Origin of the sequence: Robiginitalea sp. SC105, assembly GCF_014243345.1 — a bacterium.
In the GTDB taxonomy this organism is placed as follows: Bacteria; Bacteroidota; Bacteroidia; order Flavobacteriales; family Flavobacteriaceae; genus Robiginitalea.
Window position 1 is genome coordinate 624,216 of the sequence record NZ_JACLZF010000002.1, and the last position, 24,396, is coordinate 648,611.

23 protein-coding genes and 1 pseudogene are annotated in these 24,396 nt (G+C 49.1%); 13 read left to right on the plus strand and 11 right to left on the minus strand.

The window, feature by feature from the left end; genetic code table 11:
• The first annotated feature begins 26 nt into the window (after positions 1-26).
• Positions 27-1,148, plus strand: coding sequence for a helix-turn-helix domain-containing protein (locus tag H7F20_RS12005; protein WP_185786419.1), 1,122 nt, complete (start codon positions 27-29; stop codon positions 1,146-1,148).
• 101 nt (positions 1,149-1,249) lie between these two features.
• A complete protein-coding gene (locus H7F20_RS12010) occupies positions 1,250-2,401 on the plus strand; it encodes a DUF418 domain-containing protein (protein WP_185786420.1) in 1,152 nt (383 codons plus the stop codon).
• A 61-nt stretch (positions 2,402-2,462) separates the two neighbouring features.
• On the opposite strand, the gene H7F20_RS15985 is transcribed toward H7F20_RS12010, so the two are convergent.
• Together H7F20_RS15985 and H7F20_RS16030 are read right to left on the minus strand one after the other, a co-directional pair.
• The gene (locus H7F20_RS15985) at positions 2,463-2,606 is read right to left on the minus strand and encodes a hypothetical protein (RefSeq protein WP_255444076.1); all 144 of its coding nucleotides are present in this window, start codon (positions 2,604-2,606) and stop codon (positions 2,463-2,465) included.
• A 43-nt stretch (positions 2,607-2,649) separates the two neighbouring features.
• A pseudogene (locus tag H7F20_RS16030) lies at positions 2,650-2,712 on the minus strand (hypothetical protein); the annotation flags it as partial.
• Positions 2,713-2,914: 202 nt separating this feature from the next.
• Here H7F20_RS16030 and H7F20_RS12020 point away from each other — a divergent pair.
• Positions 2,915-3,667, plus strand: a complete 753-nt coding sequence (locus H7F20_RS12020; RefSeq protein ID WP_185786421.1) for a DUF6090 family protein — start codon at positions 2,915-2,917, stop codon at positions 3,665-3,667.
• Between the two features lie 89 nt (positions 3,668-3,756).
• Here H7F20_RS12020 and H7F20_RS12025 read toward each other — a convergent pair whose 3' ends face one another.
• Positions 3,757-4,689 carry a glycosyltransferase family 2 protein gene (locus H7F20_RS12025; RefSeq protein WP_185786422.1) on the minus strand — a complete coding sequence of 311 codons (933 nt, stop codon included), beginning with the start codon at positions 4,687-4,689 and terminating at the stop codon, positions 3,757-3,759.
• 264 nt (positions 4,690-4,953) lie between these two features.
• Between H7F20_RS12025 and H7F20_RS12030 the strand changes: the two genes are divergently transcribed.
• On the plus strand, positions 4,954-6,663 hold the full coding sequence (locus tag H7F20_RS12030) for a carboxypeptidase-like regulatory domain-containing protein (RefSeq protein ID WP_185786423.1): 1,710 nt from the start codon (positions 4,954-4,956) through the stop codon (positions 6,661-6,663).
• 68 nt (positions 6,664-6,731) lie between these two features.
• On the opposite strand, the gene H7F20_RS12035 is transcribed toward H7F20_RS12030, so the two are convergent.
• From H7F20_RS12035 to H7F20_RS12055, 5 genes are all read right to left on the minus strand, one after another.
• Positions 6,732-8,378, minus strand: a complete 1,647-nt coding sequence (locus H7F20_RS12035) for a GH3 auxin-responsive promoter family protein (protein WP_185786424.1) — start codon at positions 8,376-8,378, stop codon at positions 6,732-6,734.
• Positions 8,279-8,971, minus strand: a complete 693-nt coding sequence (locus H7F20_RS12040) for a hypothetical protein (RefSeq protein ID WP_185786425.1) — start codon at positions 8,969-8,971, stop codon at positions 8,279-8,281. Before H7F20_RS12040 ends, H7F20_RS12035 begins: the two co-directional genes overlap by 100 nt.
• Positions 8,972-9,091: 120 nt before the next feature.
• The gene (locus H7F20_RS12045; RefSeq protein WP_185786426.1) at positions 9,092-10,138 is read right to left on the minus strand and encodes an aromatic ring-hydroxylating dioxygenase subunit alpha; all 1,047 of its coding nucleotides are present in this window, start codon (positions 10,136-10,138) and stop codon (positions 9,092-9,094) included.
• Positions 10,139-10,142: 4 nt separating this feature from the next.
• Positions 10,143-11,066: a hypothetical protein gene (locus tag H7F20_RS12050; protein WP_370588526.1), complete on the minus strand. Its 924-nt coding sequence runs from the start codon at positions 11,064-11,066 to the stop codon at positions 10,143-10,145.
• 597 nt (positions 11,067-11,663) lie between these two features.
• Positions 11,664-12,689: a phosphotriesterase gene (locus H7F20_RS12055; protein WP_185786428.1), complete on the minus strand. Its 1,026-nt coding sequence runs from the start codon at positions 12,687-12,689 to the stop codon at positions 11,664-11,666.
• A gap of 134 nt (positions 12,690-12,823) precedes the next feature.
• Here H7F20_RS12055 and H7F20_RS12060 point away from each other — a divergent pair, with 134 nt between their 5' ends.
• Positions 12,824-12,991, plus strand: coding sequence for a Na+/H+ antiporter NhaA (locus tag H7F20_RS12060; RefSeq protein WP_370588527.1), 168 nt, complete (start codon positions 12,824-12,826; stop codon positions 12,989-12,991).
• Positions 12,992-13,054: 63 nt separating this feature from the next.
• Here H7F20_RS12060 and H7F20_RS12065 read toward each other — a convergent pair whose 3' ends face one another.
• The 3 genes from H7F20_RS12065 to H7F20_RS12075 form a co-directional block, all read right to left on the minus strand.
• On the minus strand, positions 13,055-14,617 hold the full coding sequence (locus H7F20_RS12065) for a BspA family leucine-rich repeat surface protein (RefSeq protein ID WP_185786430.1): 1,563 nt from the start codon (positions 14,615-14,617) through the stop codon (positions 13,055-13,057).
• Positions 14,618-14,731: 114 nt separating this feature from the next.
• Positions 14,732-15,535 (minus strand): DUF1080 domain-containing protein, encoded by an 804-nt coding sequence (locus H7F20_RS12070; protein WP_185786431.1) that lies wholly within the window; start codon positions 15,533-15,535, stop codon positions 14,732-14,734.
• Between the two features lie 76 nt (positions 15,536-15,611).
• Entirely contained in the window at positions 15,612-16,229 is a 618-nt protein-coding gene (locus H7F20_RS12075) for a class I SAM-dependent methyltransferase (RefSeq protein WP_185786432.1), read from the minus strand.
• A 212-nt stretch (positions 16,230-16,441) separates the two neighbouring features.
• Between H7F20_RS12075 and H7F20_RS12080 the strand changes: the two genes are divergently transcribed.
• The 8 genes from H7F20_RS12080 to H7F20_RS12115 all read left to right on the plus strand — a co-directional run bounded on the left by H7F20_RS12080 (position 16,442) and on the right by H7F20_RS12115 (position 24,217).
• The gene (locus tag H7F20_RS12080) at positions 16,442-17,191 is read left to right on the plus strand and encodes a DUF6090 family protein (RefSeq protein ID WP_185786433.1); all 750 of its coding nucleotides are present in this window, start codon (positions 16,442-16,444) and stop codon (positions 17,189-17,191) included.
• Positions 17,192-17,361: 170 nt separating this feature from the next.
• The gene (locus H7F20_RS12085; RefSeq protein ID WP_185786434.1) at positions 17,362-17,856 is read left to right on the plus strand and encodes a hypothetical protein; all 495 of its coding nucleotides are present in this window, start codon (positions 17,362-17,364) and stop codon (positions 17,854-17,856) included.
• 328 nt (positions 17,857-18,184) lie between these two features.
• Positions 18,185-19,900 carry a hypothetical protein gene (locus H7F20_RS12090; RefSeq protein ID WP_185786435.1) on the plus strand — a complete coding sequence of 572 codons (1,716 nt, stop codon included), beginning with the start codon at positions 18,185-18,187 and terminating at the stop codon, positions 19,898-19,900.
• 98 nt (positions 19,901-19,998) lie between these two features.
• Positions 19,999-20,769, plus strand: a complete 771-nt coding sequence (locus H7F20_RS12095; protein ID WP_185786436.1) for a DUF6090 family protein — start codon at positions 19,999-20,001, stop codon at positions 20,767-20,769.
• Between the two features lie 110 nt (positions 20,770-20,879).
• Complete coding sequence (locus H7F20_RS12100; protein WP_185786437.1) at positions 20,880-21,701, plus strand: hypothetical protein; 822 nt, start codon at positions 20,880-20,882, stop codon at positions 21,699-21,701.
• A gap of 188 nt (positions 21,702-21,889) precedes the next feature.
• Positions 21,890-22,357, plus strand: a complete 468-nt coding sequence (locus tag H7F20_RS12105; RefSeq protein WP_185786438.1) for a hypothetical protein — start codon at positions 21,890-21,892, stop codon at positions 22,355-22,357.
• A gap of 93 nt (positions 22,358-22,450) precedes the next feature.
• Positions 22,451-23,389: a DUF4350 domain-containing protein gene (locus tag H7F20_RS12110; RefSeq protein ID WP_185786439.1), complete on the plus strand. Its 939-nt coding sequence runs from the start codon at positions 22,451-22,453 to the stop codon at positions 23,387-23,389.
• Positions 23,390-23,485: 96 nt separating this feature from the next.
• Positions 23,486-24,217, plus strand: a complete 732-nt coding sequence (locus tag H7F20_RS12115) for a DUF6090 family protein (RefSeq protein ID WP_185786440.1) — start codon at positions 23,486-23,488, stop codon at positions 24,215-24,217.
• The last annotated feature ends 179 nt before the right edge of the window (positions 24,218-24,396 follow it).

The window sequence follows — 24,396 nt, forward strand, 5'->3', positions numbered from 1 at the left end:
GGATACGGAATAAAAGGGATGGTACCATGGAACGTGTAATCTACACCTTGGTTTGGGCAGCCATTCTCCAGGGCCTGCTTCTCGGGATGCTTTATTTGTTATCGAATAAGCACAGAAGCCGGGCTAACAGCATATTGGGCTTTTTTATTCTGGCCTTCGTCTTCGAGGCATTTACTTTCGTGCCTGTGGAAGACCTCTGGGGGTATCCCACCGGCGGGTATTTTACCCTTCCTGAAGTTAAGATGCTCTTCCCGGTACTCTTTCTGCACTATGTCCTTGAGAAAATCGGCCGGGCCCACCACTACCTATATTTTCTGAAGGTTCATTATTTCCTGGCTTTCGCAGTCATTGCCATTACCCCGCTGAATATTTTCCTGTTTGTTTTCAGGGGGGAAACCATTTATCAACTGCTCGACTTTCAGACCGTTGAAGGGGTGTTCATGACCATGCAGTATTATGCTTTTGTGCTCACTCTCGTCGGCATGGCCCTTGCCATTCGCGAAATCCAGAATTATAAAACGCTGGTCAAAAACACCTTTTCGGACCTGGCCATGTTGCAGATCCGTTGGCTCTGGCAGTTTGTTTTGGGTGTAAGCCCCATTGTGCTGGTATGGGGTTTGGAATTAGGGAGGATTGCCTTTGGCGGGGGAGGAGGCAGCGATGTCACTTCCTTTACCTGGCTGTTGATCATCATCTTTATATACTTCCTGAGTTATAAAGCCTACCAACAAAAAACTTTGTGGCAGCAGCCTCCCGGGCCTGCAGGAAAATATGGGAACAGGAAAGATCCGCATGCCGAAACCGATCATAAAGACTATGCGGCATTGGGCCAAAAACTGGAAGGTTTTATGGAATCCACCAAGATTTACAATCAGCACGACCTGACCCTCCATGAGCTGTCCAAGGCCGTGGATATTTCCCCCCGATTGATTTCAGGGTGCATCAACCGACACTTCAATAATAACTTTGCCGAGTGGGTCAACGGCTTCAGGGTGGATGCGGCCAGGTCCAAGTTGGAGGATCCCGCCTTCAATCACTTGTCTGTGGAGGGGATTGGTTCGGACTCCGGTTTCAAGTCGCGTTCTGCCATGTATGCCGCCTTCCGGAAACTAACCGGGCATACCCCGGGCTACTTCAGGAGGGAATAATGTCCTGATTCCGGAAATCCGTACATATGGAGGGTTGCTGAACTGATACAACCCCTCATACCCCGTTGTCATTGAGGTAAAGAATCTAAAAATTTACGATTATGAAACTACTACCAATTGCAGCAGGGGCAAGAATCGAGGCAGTTGATGCCTTAAGAGGATTTGCTTTACTGGGGGTGCTGTTGGCCAATGTGCCTTACGCAGGCCCGGATACCATAACCGGTCAATGGGATGACATCCTGACATTTCTATCTCATTTTCTGATCTCAAAGAAGTTCATAACGGCTTTCTCCATCTTATTCGGTTTCGGATTTTATATCCAGATGACCCGGGCCGAAGCAAAAGGTATCCACTTCAGGAGTTATTTCCTGATCCGGATGGGACTGCTTTTCCTGATCGGTATAATCCATTCCTATGGCCTGTGGAACGGGGATATCATCATGTCCTACGCCCTGGGAGGTGTTATCCTGTTATGGGTTCGCCACTGGTCGGTTAAGAAATTGTTCCTATTGGCCATACTGTTTAATGTGGTGCTGACAGGGATCTTCTTTATTGGCAACAGCGCTTTCGGATGGCAGATTTACGATTACGATTATGCCCTGGACCGGGAGTATCCCTTAACTTCTTCCATTGCTCGCTATCTGACCATTAATTTTATAATGAATCCCTGGACGAATTTTTTCAAGGACATGCCCATTACCCTGGTCTTTACTTTTGGGAATATGCTCATTGGGCTCCTGCTGGGAAAGCTCGATTTTTTCCGCCTTTCCGAAAAAGCCCGTAGAATCTCCACGTATTTGATTGTACTGGGGGGTACCATAGGATTGGCCTCGAGTTATTGCTACCACAAAATCATGGTAGGCGAGATCGAACTGGACCTTCCCCTCCTGTGGGTGCCGTTTGTCCTGGCCGCTGGGATGATCCTTCAGAGCCTGTGCTATATTTCGCTATTTGTACGCGCCTTCCAATTGCCAAAGATCAAGGCTGTCCTAAGGTTCTTCAGCATTGTAGGGCGCACCGCGTTAAGCAATTATATTCTGCAATCCGTTTTTTACCTAACCATCTTCTACCATTGTACCCACCTGTTTCAGCTATTTGGGAAAATTACCATGGGCCAGACCTTTCTGCTCGCCCTTGTATTGTTCGTTATCCAAACGGGGATTAGTTACCTCTGGCTTAAAAAGCACTCCCAGGGCCCCCTGGAATATATTTGGAAGAAACTCAGTTACGGCATGGCGACAAGCAGGTCTTGATTTGGTGATTTGATGAAGGGTCCCTGGAGTTTCAGCTTGAAGCTCTGAGGGATCCTTTTTTCTATTTTAACCCCTCAATGGTTTCCATAAGCCCCTCCCTGAAGAGGGCTTCCGCCGGGTTGCACCCCACATGCTGGTAGCGGAAGCGTTGATCCTTCTCTATTACCAGGAGGGGTATCACCGCCCAGGTCCGCATTGATGACATAGAAGGACACCTCGCCTTCATCGAAAGCCGCTTTTACCTGTTCCAGTTCCCGTAATTCCAGGATACAGGGTTTGCACCAGGTACCGAAAAAATCCAATACGACCACCTGGCCCTCCAAAATGGAAAATAATGCCCAGGATGTCCATTAGAGCCAGTGACATATGTGCTGTTTCGGATGCGGTGCTGGCTATATCTCCTTAAAGATACCATAGTCTGCCGAACCCTCGCAAGGTCTGCTGTGTTTGGTGTTAAACCCGGATTATGGGTTTGTTTTTTTGTACTTTGGCGTAACCAACCATTACCAACTCATGCTTCCCTTCTTCCGCCAACTCCGTAAAAGACTCCTGACTGAAAACCGCGTCCGCAACTATATGCTCTATGCCGTCGGGGAAATCACCCTGGTGGTTTTCGGGATATTGATCGCGCTGTGGGTGAACGATTGGAGCGAAGACCGGAAAGAAGGGGAAAGAAGGGATAAGTTGCTCAACGCCCTCTCCGTGGAATTTAACGCCAACCTGGTGCAACTGGACAGCGTGATGCTCTTCAATGACCGGGTGCTCGATGCGTCCCTTAAATTGATACGGCTGGAGCCTGAGGCGGCCCTTTCCATCCCGTCCGATACGCTGAGGGACTGGCTCCAGAATACCAGCTGGCTCTGGACCTTTAATCCCCAGAACGGGGCGCTGCGATCGGGGATTTCCTCAGGGGATATCCACCTGATCAAAAGTGATTCACTGATCAATTTGCTTTTCAGCTGGCAGGATGTGGTTGCGGATGCCGGGGAAAACGAAGAAAGGCATATCGACAGTCAGCTCAGTTCCCCTTCCGTTATAGCCCCTTACGTCAGAAGCACCGATTTTTACCGGATCACCTATCCCAAAATGGTGAAAAGCAAATTTCCCTCCGATTACCCGGGTCTGGTGCGCGACCCTATTTTTGAGGATTACCTCTCCGAAGTATACGGCCATACCCGGGATGCCAAAAATGAACTCCAGCTTGTACGGAAACAGAACCTGAAGATCCTCCAACTGGTGGACAGGGAGCTGGGACGTGCCAATTGATACGGGCGTTGGGATCGGCCGGCTTAACTTCTTGCCATCGGAAGGGACTGTCGGCCAGGATAATGATGCCGGGGTTTTCCGGGCCCGCACTACCGGAGGCCTTTCCGCAATTGCCAAAGGCGCGCGTAACGAAGCATAACGAAATACGCATTGGTTGCGGCGCCTACAAACCCCGGGAGTCCCTGCATGAAACCGCCCCGGACCAGGTATTGGTGGATAAAGCGCCAAAGCGGTTTCACCGTAAAATGATAGAGGGTGGGCCGGATGCCTTTCCGATGGTATTCCCGGGCCTGCAGGTTGGCATACCGGTCTTTTTTCCTAAAATACTGCTCCCAGGAAGTGTAGGTATAGTGCCAGATTGGGTTGTGCAGCTTGCCGGCCCGCCCACGGCAGATTTTTCCCTGCTCATGAACCAGCACCTCTTTTTTGTAATTGCAGCATGAACGGTCCATCATACGGAGCTTGCAACTTTCCCTGAAGAAATTTTCACGCATAAAGCGACCCATAAAGTAATGCCGGAAGGGCACTTTGTAACCGGACAATACGTTGCCAGAGCTGAGTACCTGTTGGATTTCTTCCCGCAAGGCGGCGGATATGCGCTCGTCTGCATCCAAAAACAGGATCATATCGTGGGTTGCCTGCCGGGCGGCGTATAAACGCTGCTCCAGGAAATTGGTAAATGGTTTTTCCAGGAATAGCACGTCGTACTCCTGGGCTATTTGCCGTGTACGGTCCGTACTGCAGGAATCCACCACAAGGACCTCGTCGGCAAAAAGGGCACTTTCCAGTACCCCGCGGATATGATCCTCTTCATTGCGGGTCAGTATGACAATACTCAATTTTTTTCGGGAAGGTGCTGTGTCAGGGACAATCTCCATGGAATCCCGGAGAGGGAAAGCGGCATTCAAGTGCTGCGTGGCGAGCCTTTCCGGCTGGGTGACTGCAGGGGCCCCGGGGCTCCTGTTGCTTTGAAAGGCAAGTCCTTTAGTCTGGGCTGTCCGGGAATTTGGCAAGATGAACATAGGAAGCTGTATTTATCCCTAAAATCCCCCAACCTTCCCAAACAGACGTCCTGAATCGTGTCCGCGGCAAAAATCCGGACAGGTTGCCTGCTGCCTGAAATCTGTGGGATCCTTATGCTTTGCAGGGACGCTGCTGTTGAATGCCCGCCTCTTTCGGTTGGATTTGTTATTTTAAGCGGAAAGAAATCGATGTTAAACAACAGGATGTCCGGAAAACTTCATTACAGATGCGCCCGCCCGGGGCTTGCATTGGTTTTTCTTTTGATGGCACTCATGCCAGTGTGTGCCATAGCCCAGGAAGGACAAAGGATATACGGAAAGATTACCGATGGCTTCGATCCTTTGCAGGGAGTCGCGGTAGGTGTGAAAGGGACGTCGACGGAAGTCTTTTCCGATGCCGGTGGGATGTATGAGATTTTCGCCTCCCCCAGGGATGAACTGGTCTTTTCAAGGGCCGGTATGGATACCTTGCACATCGTGGTGGAGGATGTGACTTCGAGGCTGAATATCGAAATGCGCCGGCAGGTTCAGGAACTGGACGAAGTGGTGGTGACCGAATCAAAAATCTCCATGCAAAAGCAACTAGCCATGGATTATTTCACCAAACCGTCCATTATCAACACCTCCTTTGGCTACCTGGACAACGAAAAATCCGCCTACCACTTTTACGTGATAGACGGGGAGAAGATCAACCTGGCGGCCCCGGATATTGTAAGTGTTATCGCGGCCCGCATACCCGGGGCCCGTGTCCGTTCGAACAGCACGGGCGAACGTGTCGTATCGTTTCGCGGGGGCGCGGGTTCCGTGTCGCTGATGAGCCAGCCGGTTTATGAGATCGACGGGGTGTTATACACGGATACCCCGACCTGGCTCCCATTGAACAATATTTTGCGAATCGGGGTCATCCCCGGCCTGCAGGCGGTATGGCGCTATGGGGCCATTGCCACCGGCGGACTGGTCATTATCAATACCCGGAATAGTGTCCACGGCCTGAGGGAGGAGGGTAGCCTTGAGCGGTACGACCAGGCGCGTTTGCGGCACAACCTGGCATCGGATAATTATCTGACACCGGAAGATGCTGCGAAAAGCGCACCTACCTACCTGGTTGAACTGGCCAATGCGCAATCCGAAAGCCAGGCTGTGGATGTCATCGAAGGGTATGCCGGCGCTTTTTCCGGTGACCCCAATTTCTGGGTGGAATGCTATAAGTCGCTGTTCGAAAAATGGGGGCCGGAACCGGCCGATTCCCTCCTGGACAGCCATGGGGAACGCTTTTACTCCAACCCGATCTACCTCAGGACGCTTGCCTTTACCTACGAACATCAGAGACGGCCGGAAAAGGCACATGAACTGTACAAACAGGTGCTGCTACTGAGGCCGGACTACGCCCAGAGCTATATTGACCTGGCAAACAGTTACTATGGGATCGGGGACCACTCAAAGGCATATGCGCTGTTGCTGCGGTACCTGAACCTGGTCGACGGGGATTTGGTGGCCAGGGATACGGTCGATTTACCGGTGCTGTTGGACAATGAGCTCGTCGCCGTAGCATCCGTATCGGGAAATCTACGGACCCAATCGGAATCGGTGGAGCCGGAAGGTACCCGTCTGTTTTTTACCTGGAGCGATGCCGAAGCGGAATTTGAGCTGCAGTTTGTCAACCCGGGAAACCAGTATTACAACTGGAAGCATTCCCTGCAAAACGATGCGGCCCGGATCTACAGGGAGAAAGTTCACGGGTATACCTCCCAGGAGTATTTAATGGATGATTCCCTTCCCGGGCAGTGGCAAGTGCGTTGTACCTATTACGGAAACAAAAAATTGTCTCCCACCTATCTGAAAATGTACATATACAGGGATTTTGGCCAACCCTCTCAGACACGGGAGGTCCGGACGTTCCGCCTGGACCTGAAAGACGTGAGCCGGCAGTTGCTTACTTTTTCAATAGGGCCAAAAGGCGTCAAATTAAGGTGACGTCGACGCAGTCCAGGACAAATCGATATTGGGCAAAGGTCTTGGGCAGGGCCTCTTCTCTGGGGTTCCTAGAGCTCCGTACATCCAAGAAGCGCATCTGCCGTGTCGCGATTCGTAATTACTGCTGGTATTTTAATATCGCCCCATTTCATCCCCTGCCGGATGCACATCATTTCGAAATGCCTGATAAGCCCTGGGGACCGATTGATTTTTAGAGGATTCAATTGACCAATTTCCCTTGCATACCGATAATGGTAGTTTTTCAGCAATTCCCGCTCCAGTTTCACGGCCTGTGGTAGTTCCCCATCCTGATCGGTCAGGATCCGGTACCCTCTATAAGCGTAATCCGGCACCAGTATCCGGTTGAATTGAGGTTGTCCCAACTCCGTAAAAAGCCTGAGGGCATCTGATTCAGTAACTTTTTCCCCTACCAGGTCACTGGTTTGGTTATTGCGCCCAATGAATTTCATTAAGGGCAATCCATTCCAGAATCCCTCTATCCTGACAATATCATGGGTTCTATAGCGATACAGGCCACTTTGGTTTGATAATACCAGTTCGTAGTCCGCATCCTTCCTTACATTCATTACGTCAACCACACTGCCATTATCCTGGATGAATTCAAGAAAGTTAAATCCGATCAGCGGGATCGCAAGCCCGGTTTCCCTCAATGGAATCGAAATTGGCGCTTCGGTGGATAACATCCCTTTAGGCTGGATCTCGGCATTTGGGAAATATGCTTTGAGTTGCTCAGCATAGATTGCGGAACTTCCTGCTGTCCAGCAGGAAATCAATTTCAGGTGCGGCCAAACCACCCGGCTATCGAAGTGGTCGGTTTCCAGCAGTTGCCGGAGACGTTCAAGCTCGGATAGCGACAGGGCAGGGGCTTTTCCTATCGCGGCATTGTAAAGGATTTTATCCCGGTTTGCTTCGATGAACTCGATGAGTGAGATCAGGTAGGTAGGGCTCCAAACAAAAAATATTTCAAGGTCTTTTGCCCGTAATAGCTCAATGGCCAGTTGCATCCGAAACTCCTGAAAGGACCTTAAACTCTGCAACCCTGGGGTATTTACACTGAACTTCCTTGCCATCATTTTTCCGAAAAAACCAAGAAAATCTTCATCGTCTTCAAAACACTTGCGACCAGGGACGGACTTCAGCCCCTCCAGGGCAGGGGGTGAAATACTGTAGAATGTTTTCAGGGATGTGAGCCTGGGCCGGTGTTTTAGTGTGTCATGGATATAAATTGACATATATCCCCTGAAATTCCGTAAAGCAGCAGCCGTATACGGGATGATTTTCCGGGGGCCACTGCTTCCAGAAGTCTGCTCAAAAGCGACAATTTTTGATCTGGTAAGAAAGGAAGGCTTACCTATTTGGCTATCCTCGATGAAGTGTTGGACATCCTCATAGGAGATCAGTGGTATTTTTTTCCGGAACTCCTCCATGGTATCAGCCCTGCTGATACCAAAGGAGCGGCCGTACCTGCTTCCCGACAATTCAAGCATTACCCGGGAGTAGGTTTGTCTCAGCGTCCTTTCGGGGTTTTTCAACTGGCACCTGAAACGACGGTAGTCCCGGTATGTTGTGGCAAGGAATAAGTTTCGAGAGAAACTCATGGCAGGTTGAATTCCCGGATGAAACTTTTCGCCTTTTTTCTCAAATACTTGCTCCAGACGTTCATGAAAAACGAAAAATCCAGTTTTCCCAGGCACGCCATTTCGAATCCATATTGGTAATTTGGATTATTTCGGACAAAAAAGGCTATTTCAGGAACCTGGTCCACAAGTTCCCGGGTAATGGGGGTTACGTGGCGGCCAAGGCTGCCCGATCCGGGATGGGGCTTTATCAACCCTTGCCCCGGCTGGAAGTTTAACCCGAAACGGTCTTTGGCAAGGACATCGATAATCCGCTGGATTTCAGGTGGGGTAGAACTGTCGTGACGGGGCCAGTAATTAGGGGTGTTCCTGGCCATGGTCAGGTAGGTTCGATAACCCATGACCACAAGGAACCAGTAAAAGGGTTCCTTGGGGTATTTTAATTTGTGTTCGAGCAGATAATTGCCGACGCTCCTGTGCAGCGCCTTTTGTCCCCAGTACGCTTTCCGGAACATCGTGTCCCCAGAAAAGTAGACCCAATTCCTTTTTCCGTCCACGCGGATACTGTAGATTTTGGACGTGGTGAATCCCCCCAATTTAGAAGGGTTCACGCGGTCAAATCCGCAAAAGACATAATCCTTCTCCGCCAGGTCTGAAATGAACTTTTCCTTTTTAACCCCATCGTAGTTTTTCTGATACAACTGCCACATCTTGTCAAGGAGGGTACCTGATACCTCTTGAACCGGAATTCTTTGAATTGAGAGTTGAGGTTTCCCCCGGTGTTTAATCGGCGGTTGTTCTGTCTGAGTTGCGACTTTCATGATCTGGTATTATAATTTAAACGATACGTTTTCCTCTTGTTCCCATTCCGGCTTGTTTGCTCTGGGGCCTGATTTATAAAGGTCGGAAAGCATTACGGCAGACATATCCGCCAGGGAGTGATGAAAACTCCGCTTTCCCATCCGGCTGATCATACGCTGTTGATTTTCCAGGATTGCGCGATCCTGCTTTACCACCTTTCGGGTGATCAGCCAGATAACCGGGTAGATGGCCCGGGTAAAGAACCCGAATTGCAACCCCATCCGGATGTAAACCGAGGTTTTGCCTGTATCATTCGGGGTAACATGCAAATGCGTTACCAGGTGTGATTTTCCAAACCAGTAATCAATCTGCAGGGAACCCGGGTAATGGTACTCGTCCACATGCCTGATTTCTTTTTTGTTTGTTAGTACCCTAAGGTCTTTCTCCCCGGATTTTTTCTGATTTTCGCCTTTCGTTTCTGCTACAACCCGGTCATTGGTACCCCGAATGACCACGTTGATGAATTGCGCGGGATTGGAACGGAACAGGCCTCTGTGGACAAAACAGGTATGTGCACTATCCATACCGTTTTCCAGTATCAGATCAGGGGAGGCAATGGTTTGGTATTTTATGTCGAACCATCGATGGTTTTTATCCCTGGGAAGCGACCTCGGCAATTTTTCCTCCAAGGGATTTCCTGAAATATCTTTTATCCAAACCCATCCGTCCTGCTCAATTACACGGTAGGTCGGAATACGAAATCGAAGTTTCCCGGTTCTTTCCGCAGGCCCGTGACAGGGGATTGCGGTGCACCTTCCTTCACAGTTAAACTGCCAGCCGTGATACGCACACTCAATTTGATCACCGCGCACCTTTCCCATTGATAACGGAAGGTTTTTATGTGGGCACCGGTCTTGCATGGCAACCGGGGTGCCATCCCTTTTGCGGAACAGGACAACCGGTTCGCCGAAGAATTCCATTGCCAATGGCTTTTTGCGGAGCTCTTTGCTCAGGACGGCAACATGCCATCCATCCCGGAGGTGGTTCGGAATTGATATAGGATCTTCTGAGTTCATAATCTTACAATATTTTAAAGTCCGGAAACGAGGGGGAATTCAAGTTCCTGCATGGGTCCTTTTCAATCTTATCCGATGTTGGATGGACAGTCAGGACCTTGGCCGTAATGGAAATTGACAGAAATCCCTTTAGCCTGCTAATCAAAGGATCCCGCCTGCCAAGGCCCAGATGCAGCAGGTTGTATTTATTTTCACAGCAAAAATTAAAGGCCCACCGGATCAGGTCCAAAGCAGATTCGGCATCCTCATCATCCAAGCGGATTATTTGATTGATATACAGCTCCCTGAAGGCTTCCCCCTTCCTGGGAAATTGAGGCAACTTTAGGGTTGCCTGCAGGATTCGCATCAGTAGGAAGAACAGGTAGGATCCTTTTTTGAATTTTGTGATTCTGGTTTTTTTATAATTACCCAGGTCCAGTAACTCACAAATTGCCGTTATCCTGCCAGAAGATTCCAGTATGGCATACTCCGATGCCGAATGATAATTAAAATCGAGCGGCATAAAACTCCCCGTCCCCCTGTTTTTGGCCATGAATCCTTCAATTTTTGCCCTGTCCGATTTGGCAGCCAACCGGATTGTTCCGTTGGGGTTGAAATTTTTCTTGCGGGTTATTATTAAAGACTTCGTCACAAACTCACTGTACTCCCGGATCAGGGGCATATTTTTTACCTGTCCCGCTTTGATTTTGAAGAATCGATCCACCGGATTATTCCCGTTCAGAAAAACAAAGTATCCTACACCCGGAGGGTACATGGATTCAAATTCCATGATCATAAATTCTATGAGCCTTGTGAAAAGCCCTTGGCGCTGAAAATCCGGGTGGATGAAAAAGTTCCCGAAATACCTCAGGTTGGTGCCAAGGCCGGCCATATACCCCTGGTGATCCACTATCTTCCCAAAGCCCGCAAGGACATTCTCCTTGAATATGCCATAAAACCGACAAGTGCCGCTCAAAAGGCCGTTCCGGTCAAACAGGCAGCTGCCAAAATCGAATTTCAGGTCATAGAACAGCGATCGCATGGGCGATGCCTCGATGATTTCGAGCATCCTTTGGTTGTATGAGGTATCAAGTTCCCGAATGGTTGCCATCAGCTATAAATTTTATGATTAGGACCTTTATCCGCCAGGCAAAACCACCGCATGAATAATCCTCAAGTCTAATTACAGTATAGAATTCTGCGATGTTGGTTTGCTTACGGGTTACAAAATATCACAAGGTGTTCATACCCGTGTCCGAAAATGTGCCACGAGCAATAATCCGGACCAACTTGTTATTTCTGTGACTTAACACGATTAACCACCGGTCTTCGCAAGGACCTAATTCTTATTTCAGAAAAGACGGGGGTCTGCTGGTAGAAAAGAGGGTGGGCAGTTAACTCTTGAATGCCTTTTGCGGGGTCACTCTGTGATTCGAAGATAGTTTGTCATCCAGTCGGGCTTACATAGCCCAGATTCAATCTATTTTGGTAGAGCGAACAATGGTGTTACCTTATTCATGATGCAAAGGATACACCTAGCCGATGATCAATTTTTCCGGATCCTCAGCGCATACGCCTTCCCGGGATTTTCTTTAAGCACGAGGTCCAGGTCATCCTGCCTAAAGCCGTTTTCCCGGAGTCGTGGGATCAGGTGGGTGAACAGATCCGTATAGCCCCGGTAGCCACCGCCATTTGGTTCTCCCACATCGTACCAGCCGGCATCGTGGGAGATCAGGACATGGTCCAGGATGCCTTGGGATTTGAACCTCGAAAGTGTTTGTACATACCAGGGAATATTGCCGGTACCATCCGCAGGCCCGGGCTGCCCGGCTTGGATGTGGTCCAGCGATATCCAGGCCCCCTGCCTGGCAGCCTGCAGGTAACCTTCGAAGGTCCCGTTCTGCGCATGGGTCCAGACAAAGGCGTCGGGAGACACCCCCATTTCCTGCAGGATTTTTAATTGTGCCAGCGCCGGCGCGTCTCCCCCCGTATGCGAGACAATGGCCAAACCGGTTTCCAGATGCGTGAGCGCTGCCGCCCGGACCAGTTTTTCATGCATTGGCGGGAGCGTATCACGGTTTTCGACGGATATTTTGATGAACCCGGGCCGAATGCCCGTATTATCAATACCCTGCCGGAACTCGTCAATCCAGATTGCAGCCAGTTCCCCCGGCGAGGAATCCAGCGCAAAACCGGGGACAAACTTGTTTGTGCCTGCCCCGTAAAACCCGGTATTGGTCAGGATGTGGATGCCTGTTGCCTCCGAAAGCTCCTTCAGTACCCGGGGGTCGCGTCCCAGATAGGCGGGGGTGCAATCCAGGAACGTGCCAACGCCATACTGCCTGAGCTCCTGCAGGTACGGCAAAGCGCGGGCCACCACTTCCTTGCGATCCCAGCGGTGATAGCCCGTGCTGTCGGCACCGATCCAATCCACCAAAATGTGTTCGTGGATCAGCGTCAGCCCCATATCCCGGGAATCAATAGCTCCCTGAACGGTGATGACCTGTCCCGGCAATACCCAGGGCAGGAGTAGGGCCGCTACCAGAAAGAATGGATTGAATGGATTTTTCATGCGTCCCATGGTCTTTTCAATAGATATGAAAAGGTAGTATAAGTTACGCATTAGGATTCGCCAGAGTGCGAAAATATTCCTATACTCCCTTTCACAGATTGTTATGAAACAACTGCCAGCCAACACCCGACGGGATCGGTTTTACCATGTCGATCTTCATCGCAAACCTGGCCTTTGAAGAGGCCGCCATGCTGCAACAGGCCAAATTGGCCACCCTGATAGCATTTGTTCTCGCCGTGTTCCTCGGGGTAGTAATATTTCGGGTGTTTGTGCGGGAATTTGAGGACGGAGTTGGCCCTTGAAAGAGCCAGAACCTTCCGCGTCCTTTGATTAAGTTAAATCGCGTCCGGATTGCCAGCGGCCGCTCACCAAATCTCGTCCTGTCCGGGGTCCTTTTGGCAATCGCGTAAGTCGGGTTTAGGAAGCTCCCATTGCGGAGTAGCTGCAGCAAAATCCCGGCAGAATTGAACAGCCCGCACATTCCATCCGGACAGGTCCTGGTTAAATGATGGGGCGCCTTGGAACATCCACTGCATATTGTATACTCTTTGTGTCTCCCAGGAACGGATATCCTGGTTGAATTGTCCTGCTTGTTCAAACATGCCCTGCATGGATATGACTCGGGAGACATCCCAATTTTGTAAGTCCCTGTTAAACCCGGATCTGACAAACATAAAATTCATAAAAACCACGGAACTCACATCCCAATTCCCGATTTCCTGGTTGAAGGTTTCACCTCGCTCCTGATCCGGTGCCTGGCCTGTGTCTGCCTGACCAAACATGGAACTCATGTCCAGGACCTGGGCGGTATCCCAGTCTCCAATCGGCTGATTGAACGGGGAGGCATAGAACATACCTTCCATAAATAATACCTGGCCGACATCCCAGGACTCCAGGGGTTGATTGAAATTGGTAAAGGCAAATACATACCTCATGTTTTGCACCTTGCTCACATTCCAATGGCCAACTGGTTGGTTGAATCCGGACTTATAAAACATGCGTTCCATGGACCTGACCTCCCCAAGATCCCAGTGCTCCAGTGGCTGGTTAAACGGGCGCCCGAGGAAAACCTGGCTCATATCGGTCACATGGCTTACATCCCAGGATTCGATACTTCCTACCGGTCCACCGTCTTGGAATAAGCCCCTAAAGTTGGTTATGCGACTGGTACAGACCTGGCTTAAATCGGCGTCAGCGGACACCAGATCCCTTAGCATGGACTCATCCACGAGTCGATACACCACGCCGTTTATTTTTGCGGTATCTCCGGCTTCGGCCCAGGAGGCAGCCTTTACCGTTACGCCGTTGGGATCGAGGAACAAAGCTTGAGACGACTCTATTGGATCCCCCCCGTTCCTCGTCATCTCAAAGGTGCCGAGGAACCGGTTATTCGTAGCCTCAAAAGTACCCTCAAAGTGGATTTTGTAGTCCGCATAGCCCCAGTAGCATTCCGTGAGGGCCGACTGGGCTTTGCTTGTAAAGGTCAGGATGTCCGATTCAACCTGATAGGTGGTAGCCCATTCAAAATTCAGGTAATTACCGAAAATGCTGACGATTTCCACGAAAGTAGGGTAGTGGATATACATCCGATTTCCGGAAGGGTCAAAAAAGGTATTGGTGGTAGCACTGTAACCGGTCCAGAGGCCCAGCACTACCGTTTCAAATTCTTCGCGGTCGGGCCCTTCGTATGAGTCGACGCTCAACACCTCGACTTCAGCGTTGTAAACAGTGGAGAAACCTGTCTGGCCTGCGCTTACCAGGAGGGGTTGCCCGGTACGGCCACCCAGGATCCGGGAGGCGGGAAAATTGGTGGCGACCGGGACAGTAACGGGCCCCTCGGGCCCCTCAGCTTCATCGGTTTCTTTGGAACAGGCCGTCAGCAGGAACAGGCTGCCCAGGATCGGAATAAGGGATTGCAGCGTTTTCATCTTGCGGATTTTCGTGTAAAGCTACACGCGGGAAGCGTCCGCAGCCGGATTCGTAGACGAACGACGGATTCCTGTAGGCAAAGGGGTCAATTTAATAGACCAGGCCAAACAGGGCTACTGCTCAAGCAACTGCAGCTCGATTTTCCGGAATTCGGTGGGATGGCTCTCCGCCTGTATGGCGATGTACCCGGATGCCATTGGCTGGCCCTCGACATAGGCTTCGGGTTTGTAGCCGCTGATGGCCCCGCCCCCCATCCGTGGGCTGAAATAGGTCATGACCGTGTCTCCCTCCACCAGGTGGTGGATCACCGAATCCCCCAGTACCACCATCTCCACCGTCACCCATCGGTCGCCCCTGAAGGTTTTGGAGTTGGAGTTCATGCAGTGTTCGGTGCGGAGTTCCCCGTCCATCACAACGTTGGAACCGGGCGTGCACAGGTTCATGGTGGAACGCTCTCCTTCGTCCCTGCCGCCCAACAGTTGCGCTTCCAGGGAAATAGGGAAGTCCTGGTGGAGGCCCATACTGGCCGGGGACTGGCAATGCAGCATGAAGCCGTTGTTGCGATAGGCCCATTCCGGACCATCGGCCACCTGTTCGCCCACAAAGCGGTATTCGGCCCGGAGCCGGTAGCGGGAAAACGGGGTTTTGTAAAACAGGTGCCCGTAGGTCTCCCCGATGGTGTCGTAATCGGCATAGGAAACCTTCAGGATGGAGTCTTCCACCCGGAAGGTACCCCGGTAGTTATCCCCCAGTTCAAATCCGCGGATCTTCGGCTGCCAGTCGCCAAGGTCTTTGCCGTTGAAGAGTTGGATCCACTCCGGCTCCTCCAAGTCGGGCTCCCCTGTCTGGGGGCCTTTTTTTTCGCCACAGGCCACTGCCAGGGCCAAAATCAGGAGGAAGAGGAGGGATGCTCTCATGGTTAAGGTTTTGGTTGCTTGTAATAAATGTAGGGATTTTGGGGAGATTCAGGGTGGGGCGTAATCCGTGAAAGGCCTAACCGATTTTGGCTGTCCCCCAGAAATTGAAGCTGGCCGGTTTCCAACCGGGGATATACATGGTCTGCATACGGGTTATCTCAAATCCATTATTTGTGATTATTGCCGGTATGTCCCGGTTGAGGTTACAACCGCCACCAAGACGCTTCCATAAGGGGTTGAGTCGATTCTGCCATCGCGCCACGGCCTTGTCTGGTGCTCTGCCGTGTTCGCAGAAAATTAACCTGCCATCAGGTTTCAGGGTACGCCTGATTTCTGAGAAGGCAGCAGCCAGATCGGGGATGGTGCAAAGACTATAGGTAACCACCACGGTATCCATACTATTGTTACCCAGCGGTATATCCTCGGCACCGGTTTCAATGTAACGGAACTGAAAGGGTAAGTTATCCGGATCCCCGTCTCTTTCTTTCCAAATTTCCGGAGAAGGATCGATACCGATGACGCTTTTTACGCTTGTCGCATCATAAAAGGGAAGGTTCAGTCCGGATCCGATACCAATTTCAAGCACGTCACCTGAGGCTTGAGGAATTACTTTTTCCCGCTGTTTCATCGTGGGGGATTGCCCGCAGGTCCAGTCGATTACTTTCGGCAGAATTATTTTATTGTAAAATCCCATGAAAGTGATTTTTGGGTGCAGCAAGAGTACGTCGTTACAGCGCCTAACATTATAAAATACAGCCTATTAACCTTCATTAAGGTAGCAAAATTTCGCCATACTTCCATTAATTTCATTCGAATTGGAGCCGCATGCCAACACGCCTGCGTTCCGCTTCCTAAATTCCTGTTTTATTTCCTTACCTTGAAACGAGCAACCACCAACCTCAACCAATGCTCCGCTTCTTCCGAAAAATCCGCCGAAGCCTCCTTACGGATAATAAGTTCAGCAAGTATTTTTTGTATGCCGTTGGGGAGATAATGCTGGTGGTGATCGGGATATTGATCGCTTTGCAGATCGATAACTGGAACGAAGGCCGGAAAGCGCGCCAGAGTGAAAAACAATTGTTGGTAAGCCTTTCGGAGGACTTCAAGTACAATCTGGTCTCCCTCGAAACTTCACTGGATGAAATCCCCCGGATAATTGAAGAATACAGCCTGGTAGTCGAGCACGCAGGGGATGTGAAAAACGGGCTGTCCGAGAAGATAAAGGCGGACATCCTGAATACAGGATTTATCCGTACCGTTTTGGTTGATGGCACCCTATCTTCCGTGCTTGGCTCCAGCACCCTTGATTTGATACGCAATGATTCCCTGAAAAGGCTGCTCACCTCTTACCCTGCCCGCCTGAAGAATTACAAAGAATCTGAAAATGACCTGATCGAATACGTAATTGGGGTCCAGCGGCCATTATTCAGGTCCTATGTCTCTTTATCCGATTTCCTGTTGGATGAGCCGCGATTCGACAAGTACAAGGCGGTTGCTCCGGAATCCGATTATGAAGGCCTTTTAAGAAACAGGGAGTACCTCAATTCGGTCATTGGTATCAGGAGCTTTAACACAAGCCTGTTGAATCGGTGCAGGGAACTGCATGGGTATACACTGGATATAAGCCGGATATTGGAACAGGAGCTAACGAGATAGCTATTCAGCCAATCATCCGTTTGATCAACTTGTTCAGGAAAACAGGCAGACAATGGGCAGGGGAGAATGGTTTTCGGAAGTACCGGTCCAATGAGATTGGAGTGGAGACACCAACTTTTGTTATATAGGATTTACAGGAATTCTGATTGTATACTTTTAAATAGAATGCCATGGAAGAATTTTACGCATTGGGCGAGATTACCATTAGTATTGCCGGTTTTGCCGCCCTCTTCTCCATCCTCAGGCCGGGCCACAAAAACTGGACTGTCCGGGACAGTCTGAACCTGATCCGGTTCTACATGATGATCGAGGTGGCGAGCATCATCACAATTTTTAGCTTTCTCCCGGTTATCCTACAGGGTTACTTTGAGATTGAAACCAGTTTCCGGGTGTCCTCCGGACTCTATTTGCTTACCATGATACTCTATCAGGTATTTGCGCTGAAAAGGAACAAAAGGCATTCCGGGAAGATTGCCATCGGGGGGAACATCACGGTAATCGTGATTTTATACACGCATGTCATCATGGTTTTCGCGCTTCTGCAAACCCTGGGATTTTTGGGGAATAATCATAAAACCAACTACCTGGTGTTGCTTTTTGCCACTTTTATCTTCAATATATACCTCTTCATTCGCCTGATATACTTTACCGTTCGGAAGGAATAAAGGTGCACTTTGTGTGAATCCCGTGTAGCCCGGGTCTGTGAGGATACCATCCGGCCGGTCCCTCCATACGCCCACCGTGCAGATTCTTGACGGACAATCACAGCATTCCCTCGGCCCTTATCCGGATGTTGGCGAATCGGAAATTGATCACTACAGGCGAATCCGATATTCCCTAGAACGGTAATGCATCGATCTCCAGAAAAGCTGATTCAGATCATGTTGTCTATTTTATTGAATGGCTATTTTCCCTCCTAATAATAAACCTGAAGCAATTGGGTTGAAATTCGTAACTTGAAGGTACTGCTTATCAATTGGAAATTAGGGGCCCATGGACGCTTCTGCCTCCGGAAATAGAAATCTGGGCAAGACCCTGGTCGTATATCTCGGTACGGCGGGCGTATTCATTGAACTTTTTAATTTTATTGTCGATAAGTACCAGTTGCAGGGTACGCTTCCGGATGTACTGGTCATCCTCGTTATATTCGGGCTGCCCGCCGCCCTGATCCACGAATGGCACAACCGGAAATTCACGCGGAAAGCCATTTGGATACACCTTTTGAACCTGACCATTGCAATAGGCGTTATTGCCTATGGATACTTCAATCCAAACCACTTGCGGCCAACGGAACTCCGGTTGCTACAGTTTCGCAAAAGTCAGAAGGAACTGGCTTCCTCGGTACGATCGATCGCCATCCTGCCTTTTGCAAATCTCACTGGAGATCCCGATCAGGAAGTAATGGCCCGGGGGATGCACGATGAGCTCATTGGTCAGATGGGTACGGTAAGTGGCCTTAGGATTATTTCAAGAACCTCTTCGGAACACTATGCAGGCACGGATAAAAGCCTCCACGAAATTGCCGATGAACTCCAGGTGGATGCAATTGTCGAGGGGTCCATGCTTCCGGCAGCGGGGACAGAACTTAAAATCCAGCTCCGCCTGATCGGGGATATGCCCCGGGAGCTCCAGTTATGGACCAAATCCTTTGAACTCGAAAAGGAAAAGGTATTAAGCCTGTACGATGATATCGTCCAGTCCATAACCGATGAGATCAACATGGCCCTGTCCCCGGAGGAAGAGGACAAACTGGAAACATCAAAAGCCATTGACCCTGAAGCCTATGAATATTACCTGAGGGGCAAATTCAATCTTTCTTTTCTCACACCCCAACTCATAGAAACCGCAGCGGAAAACTTCCGGGAATCGCTTGAAATCGATCCGGGGTTTGCCCCGGCCTATGCGGGTCTCGCAGGGGTATGGGTGGCGCGGAAGCAGCTGCCCTTCTTCAACTATCCGCCGGAGGTTACGGAACCCAAAATAGCTGAGTATATTCAAAAGTCCTTTGCGCTGGACAGTACCGATGCCGAGATCTGGCGCTGGCACGCCACCAGGCTGGCTTACGATTACAAATGGGAGGAATGCAACAAAGCCCTGGACAGGTGCCTGGAATTGAATCCGAATTTTGCCGAGGCCCATGCGTTTAACGCCCACTTCCTGATGATGCAGAGCCGGTGGGAAAGCGCCTGGGAACACATTGGGAAGGCACAGGAACTGGATCCGAAAAACCCGCTTATCCTTAATTTCTACAGGGCCATGCTGGTTCATAGCGGACAGGTGGAAGCCCTTCGCGAAACGTTTAAAGGTGCGGAAAACGAATGGGGTATTGATTATTTATATTTTGTTGAAAACAAGTACGACAGCCTGATACACTTCAAAAGCGGGCAGCTTAAAGGTTTGGGGCTGCCCGACATGGCACTGTTGCTGGAAGCCACCTTTGAAAAGGAGGGGTTAAAAAACGCCCTTGGTGTCACCGCAGATTCTCTGGAATCCATCTCCGCCGGACACTATGTGCCTGCATCTCTGATTACAACGTTTTATGAACTTGCTGAAAACAGGGAGAAAACCGTCCAGTGGATCGAGCGCATGTATATCCGCAGGGATCCGAACCTTCCCTACTGGGCCATCAGGCATCCCAGTAAACCCCAATGGTTTTTTGAGAATTCAAGAATCCGGGAAATCATGCAGCGCATTCACCTTTGGGATTAATACCCTTGGATCCCATGACATTTTCCAAAGCCCGGCAGATAAAGGTATTAAGTCGCTTATATATGTTATCTTAGAATGAATTACCAGCCAACTTTCCAGTGATTTCATTCTTCCGACAAATCCGACAAAGCCTGCTCACCGATAATAAGTTCAGCAAGTACCTGCTGTATGCGGTGGGGGAAATTTTGCTGGTGGTGATCGGGATCTTGATTGCGTTGCAGGTCAACAACTACAGCGAATCAGCACAAACCCGGTCCCGGGAGCTGGTATTTCTGCAGGGGTTGCGCTCGGACCTCCAGCTCAACCTAAATGAGTTGGAGCGCTGTATTGCCCGTTACCAAAAAGTTATACGTTCCGCGGAGATAATGATCGCTTACTTTGAGGATGCCGGCGTACCGGATCAGAATTCCTTTAATTACCACGCCATGGAGGTGATGCGCTGGGACCCCTTCCTTCGCAACAACAGCACCCTGAAGGAGCTTATCAGCTCCGGGAGCCTGGGCATCCTTTCGGATGAGCAATTGAAAAGTGGACTGCTGAAGATGGAGTTCGCCTTCGACAGGATCGACGTGGCCCAGGAGCACATGCGATTCGACTACCAGGAGTACCTCTACGGTCCCTTTTTCCGAATAGGAGATGTGTGGCAATCCTACAGGAGCTACCAGGCCTTTACGGACAATGAAGGGGACCGACCGGATTCAAAACCAATAGACCCTGGTGTGGTTGCCACCTTGCTTGCAGATCCTGCTTTCAAGAATGGCTTTTCCCTCTGTATTTTGAACAGCCGGGACCTGATTGGAAAATTGCAGGCGGAGGCAGCTTCATCACAACAGTTGCTTGAGCGCATCAATGCCCAATTGATCAACTGACCTGCGGCAATATTATTCAAGGGCCTTCGCCATAAACTCCTGAGACCTGATAGTTAACCGCAGTCCCATTATTTCCTTATCTTGAAAGGAGCAATAACCAACTTTAACCGATGCTCCGCTTCTTCCGTCAGATTCGTCAGCGCCTCCTCACCGATAACAAGTTCAGCAAGTATCTGCTGTATGCAATAGGGGAGATCCTGCTGGTGGTGATCGGGATTTTGATTGCGTTGCAGGTCAACACCTACCAGGAAAATAAAATGGCCCGCTCAAAGGAATGCGAATACCTATCCAGCTTGTTGGCCGATCTTACAACCGAAAAGAATTTCCTGGAAACCTATGCCGGGTTCGACAAGGATGTAATCTTTAATGCAGAAGCACTTTTACAGGCATATTATGACCGGGGAGCGATTTCGGTGGATGAGGCGTTTTCAAGACAGCTTAGTATTTTGAATAACAGGAGCACGTTTCGTAAGCACAATTCGACCTATATGGAACTCCTTTCCACAGGAGAATTAAATTTACTGACGGATCAAAAACTGAAACAAAGCATCATGCTGTACTTTCAAACGGTTGAGCAGTATGAGACCATCATCCGTCAAAACAATGAGTACATAGATAATCATTTTGCTCCATTGGCCTTGCAGGTAAGCACCCATTACGTTCCAAATGCCCAGATAAAATGGAGTAAAAACATCCTGGAAAAGGGATACATCAAGGAAAAGTTCAATCGACCCCCGGAGTTCGAATCTGATTATTTCGATTACGTTGCCAAACGACTGAACCATCCCCTTGAAGAGTTAGAGTTAGTAAATCAGATACATTATCGCTATCGCATAAGCATGGTACATCTGTCCCTGGCGGATGATCTTCTGGAGACTAACAAGGGGCTCTTAAATCGCATTGAAGAGGTGATTGATTCCTGTTCTTCCTGAATATCCTGATTTGGGGATTCATTGATTCAAAACATTTGAAATCCAGCATAATGTACTTGGTTGGAATTATCAATCACGCCTGTATAGGAATTAAATCCATATTTTGTTATTTGTATGGAATACTTAATAGGGAATGGGCAGTTTTCTTCCCTTCTGAATAGTACAGAACCAATTTTTAACCATGGATCATGAAGACTAGGTTTATAATTCTAATGGTTATTATGGCGGGATGTTCCTCCCCTCAGGAGTCCATTACCGAATCGGAAGTAATTTCAACTATCGAGGGTTTTTTTAAGGCCTTGGATGTGGAGAATGACAATCCTGAACTCCTGGATCATTATATCACCGGAGACTTCATGATCTTCGAGGACGGCTTGAAAATGAACCGGGAGGAATTCAGGGAATTTGTGTCGGAGGCAGGGCCGATTCTTAAAACCGATTGGGAACTCAGCGATTTTAAGGTGTCTTTAGATGAACATTCGGCACATGTGCGATTATTTAATCAGGGAACCTTCATTGTGCGGTCAGATTCCTTTAGAATCAAGCTCAAAAATCAATGGTTGGAAAGTGCCTTCCTGGTCAGGGAAAAAGATTCTTTGAAAATACGTTTCTACTTCTCAGATAATATCGGGAGGGAATCAGATACCATACAGTAATCCGATGCTCCGCTTCTTCCGCCAGATTCGTCAATTATGGACCACTATTAGCCGTCCTTACAAGGATACCAACTACTTTATAATAGAATGAACATGAGACAGCCAAATGATTTGAATTTAAGGGCAGTGTTAAGCCTGTTGGCATTATTTTTTTTCAGCAGCATATTGTTTTCACAACAAGTGGCGGACATTAATTATAATCCGGAAATTCCAGCGCCTGAGTATGGAACTGGAGAAGGTCCTGTGATCTTTATAGATGAAGGGCACCATAACTTTCACACAAAGAACGGGCGGTACAAATCCTTCTCCAATTTACTGGAGCGAGATGGATATCAGGTTGAGCAATACACAGGAGCGTTCACAATGGAGGAACTGGAGCAGGGAAAGATCCTGGTTATTTCAAACGCTTTGAATGAGGCAAATGTTGAAGACTGGTCATTACCCAACCCATCGGCCTTCTCAAGGGAGGAAATTGAGGTGCTGCAAAACTGGGTAAATAACGGAGGGAACCTGTTTTTGATCGCTGACCATATGCCGATGGCGGGTGCAGCGGAGGACCTCGCCCTTGTCTTTGGCTTTGAATTTACCAATGGTTTTGTCTTTGACACAATTTCCCGGGGCCCGGCTCTTTTCAATTATGAAGATGAAACGCTTATTTCGAGCTCTATTACAAAAGGACGGGAGAAGTCGGAAAGCGTTAGCCAAATAGCAAGTTTTACAGGCCAGGCCTTTAAGATCCCCGAAAATGCAACACCCATCCTGGTATTCGACGAAAGGTATATAAATTTCCTTCCTGAGGTAGCCTGGGAATTCGACAACACTACCGAAAGGTTTAACGTTGGGGGAATGTGCCAGGGGGCCTACATGAAGTTTGGCGAAGGCAGAGTAGTGGCTTTTGGGGAAGCGGCAATGTTTAGCGCTCAGCTCGCAGGATCAGAGAAACGAAAGATGGGAATGAACAACCCGGTTGCTCCTGAAAATTATAGGCTGCTCCTAAACATCATTCACTGGCTCGACGGGAAATTTGACTAGTACAAGACTCCTACAGCACATAAACAAGGCCGCTTTCTTCCGTATAATTATCACATCTAATTTTTGTAATTTGATAAGGTAACCAACCTTGGGTCCATGCTCCGATACTTCCGCCAGCTTCGTCAACGCCTCCTCACTGATAGCAAATTCAGCAAGTACCTGCTGTATGCGGTAGGGGAGATCCTGCTGGTGGTGATCGGGATTCTGATTGCTTTGCAGATTGACAACTGGAACGAGGGCCGTAAGTCGGATATTAGTGCAGGGGCCTATCGCGATAGGCTTATAAGCGACATTGTCCAGGATACTACCAACATCAAAATCGCTATGGAATTGCGACGTAAGACCATAGCCAATATACAAAGCTATTATAGATTTTTTGATTCGAACAGGGTTTCCATAGAGGAGAACCTCGATATCTCATCCAAGGTTGACATTGAACTCAACCGCTACTTTCCAGTCAATTACACCTTTGAGGATATGAAATCATCGGGCAATATGAATTTGTTAAATGAGGAACAACAACATATCATGTCAGAATTGTCCCAAGCCCAGGAAAGGGCTCAGCTGGTTGCCGAAAAATTGATGACCGTGTTTTTTCACGAGGCAAATGAAGAACAAAAATACCTGGGTAATTGGAGGCCGAACAAAAAAGATTTCTATGAAGCAATTGGCATGAAAAAAGACCCTGAAGCAATGGCCCAGGGGCTTTTACACAGACAAAACAAGTTCAATAGCCTGGCGAGTTACCATGTGGTAATGATCGAAACGCACAATCAAATTATTGAGAAAAGTAAGGATGCGATAAGGATCCTTCAGGGTGAAGATTAACCAAATTAGGTTGTGTGGGGCTCCGCTGGGGTTAATTTCGCTTCGCTAGTTGGACCCGGGAATCTAAGTCACTTATAACCAGTCGGGTGGCATGATGTCAACTTTTATGGTATCCGGGTTGTGTGGCTCTTTAAGGATAATACTTTATTTGTTTTCATATAAATCTAAGTGTGAATCTT

Bases quoted from the DNA above. Each gene is read 5' to 3' on its own strand.
- H7F20_RS12005 (WP_185786419.1), top strand. From the start codon at position 27: ATGGAACGTGTAATCTACACCTTGGTTTGGGCAGCCATTCTCCAGGGC.
- H7F20_RS12010 (WP_185786420.1), top strand. From the start codon at position 1,250: ATGAAACTACTACCAATTGCAGCAGGGGCAAGAATCGAGGCAGTTGAT.
- H7F20_RS15985 (WP_255444076.1), bottom strand. From the start codon at position 2,606: ATGTCATCAATGCGGACCTGGGCGGTGATACCCCTCCTGGTAATAGAG.
- H7F20_RS12020 (WP_185786421.1), top strand. From the start codon at position 2,915: ATGCTTCCCTTCTTCCGCCAACTCCGTAAAAGACTCCTGACTGAAAAC.
- H7F20_RS12025 (WP_185786422.1), bottom strand. From the start codon at position 4,689: ATGTTCATCTTGCCAAATTCCCGGACAGCCCAGACTAAAGGACTTGCC.
- H7F20_RS12030 (WP_185786423.1), top strand. From the start codon at position 4,954: ATGGCACTCATGCCAGTGTGTGCCATAGCCCAGGAAGGACAAAGGATA.
- H7F20_RS12040 (WP_185786425.1), bottom strand. From the start codon at position 8,971: ATGTGGCAGTTGTATCAGAAAAACTACGATGGGGTTAAAAAGGAAAAG.
- H7F20_RS12045 (WP_185786426.1), bottom strand. From the start codon at position 10,138: ATGAACTCAGAAGATCCTATATCAATTCCGAACCACCTCCGGGATGGA.
- H7F20_RS12055 (WP_185786428.1), bottom strand. From the start codon at position 12,689: ATGAAAAATCCATTCAATCCATTCTTTCTGGTAGCGGCCCTACTCCTG.
- H7F20_RS12065 (WP_185786430.1), bottom strand. From the start codon at position 14,617: ATGAAAACGCTGCAATCCCTTATTCCGATCCTGGGCAGCCTGTTCCTG.
- H7F20_RS12070 (WP_185786431.1), bottom strand. From the start codon at position 15,535: ATGAGAGCATCCCTCCTCTTCCTCCTGATTTTGGCCCTGGCAGTGGCC.
- H7F20_RS12075 (WP_185786432.1), bottom strand. From the start codon at position 16,229: ATGGGATTTTACAATAAAATAATTCTGCCGAAAGTAATCGACTGGACC.
- H7F20_RS12080 (WP_185786433.1), top strand. From the start codon at position 16,442: ATGCTCCGCTTCTTCCGAAAAATCCGCCGAAGCCTCCTTACGGATAAT.
- H7F20_RS12085 (WP_185786434.1), top strand. From the start codon at position 17,362: ATGGAAGAATTTTACGCATTGGGCGAGATTACCATTAGTATTGCCGGT.
- H7F20_RS12090 (WP_185786435.1), top strand. From the start codon at position 18,185: ATGGACGCTTCTGCCTCCGGAAATAGAAATCTGGGCAAGACCCTGGTC.
- H7F20_RS12100 (WP_185786437.1), top strand. From the start codon at position 20,880: ATGCTCCGCTTCTTCCGTCAGATTCGTCAGCGCCTCCTCACCGATAAC.
- H7F20_RS12105 (WP_185786438.1), top strand. From the start codon at position 21,890: ATGAAGACTAGGTTTATAATTCTAATGGTTATTATGGCGGGATGTTCC.
- H7F20_RS12110 (WP_185786439.1), top strand. From the start codon at position 22,451: ATGAGACAGCCAAATGATTTGAATTTAAGGGCAGTGTTAAGCCTGTTG.
- H7F20_RS12115 (WP_185786440.1), top strand. From the start codon at position 23,486: ATGCTCCGATACTTCCGCCAGCTTCGTCAACGCCTCCTCACTGATAGC.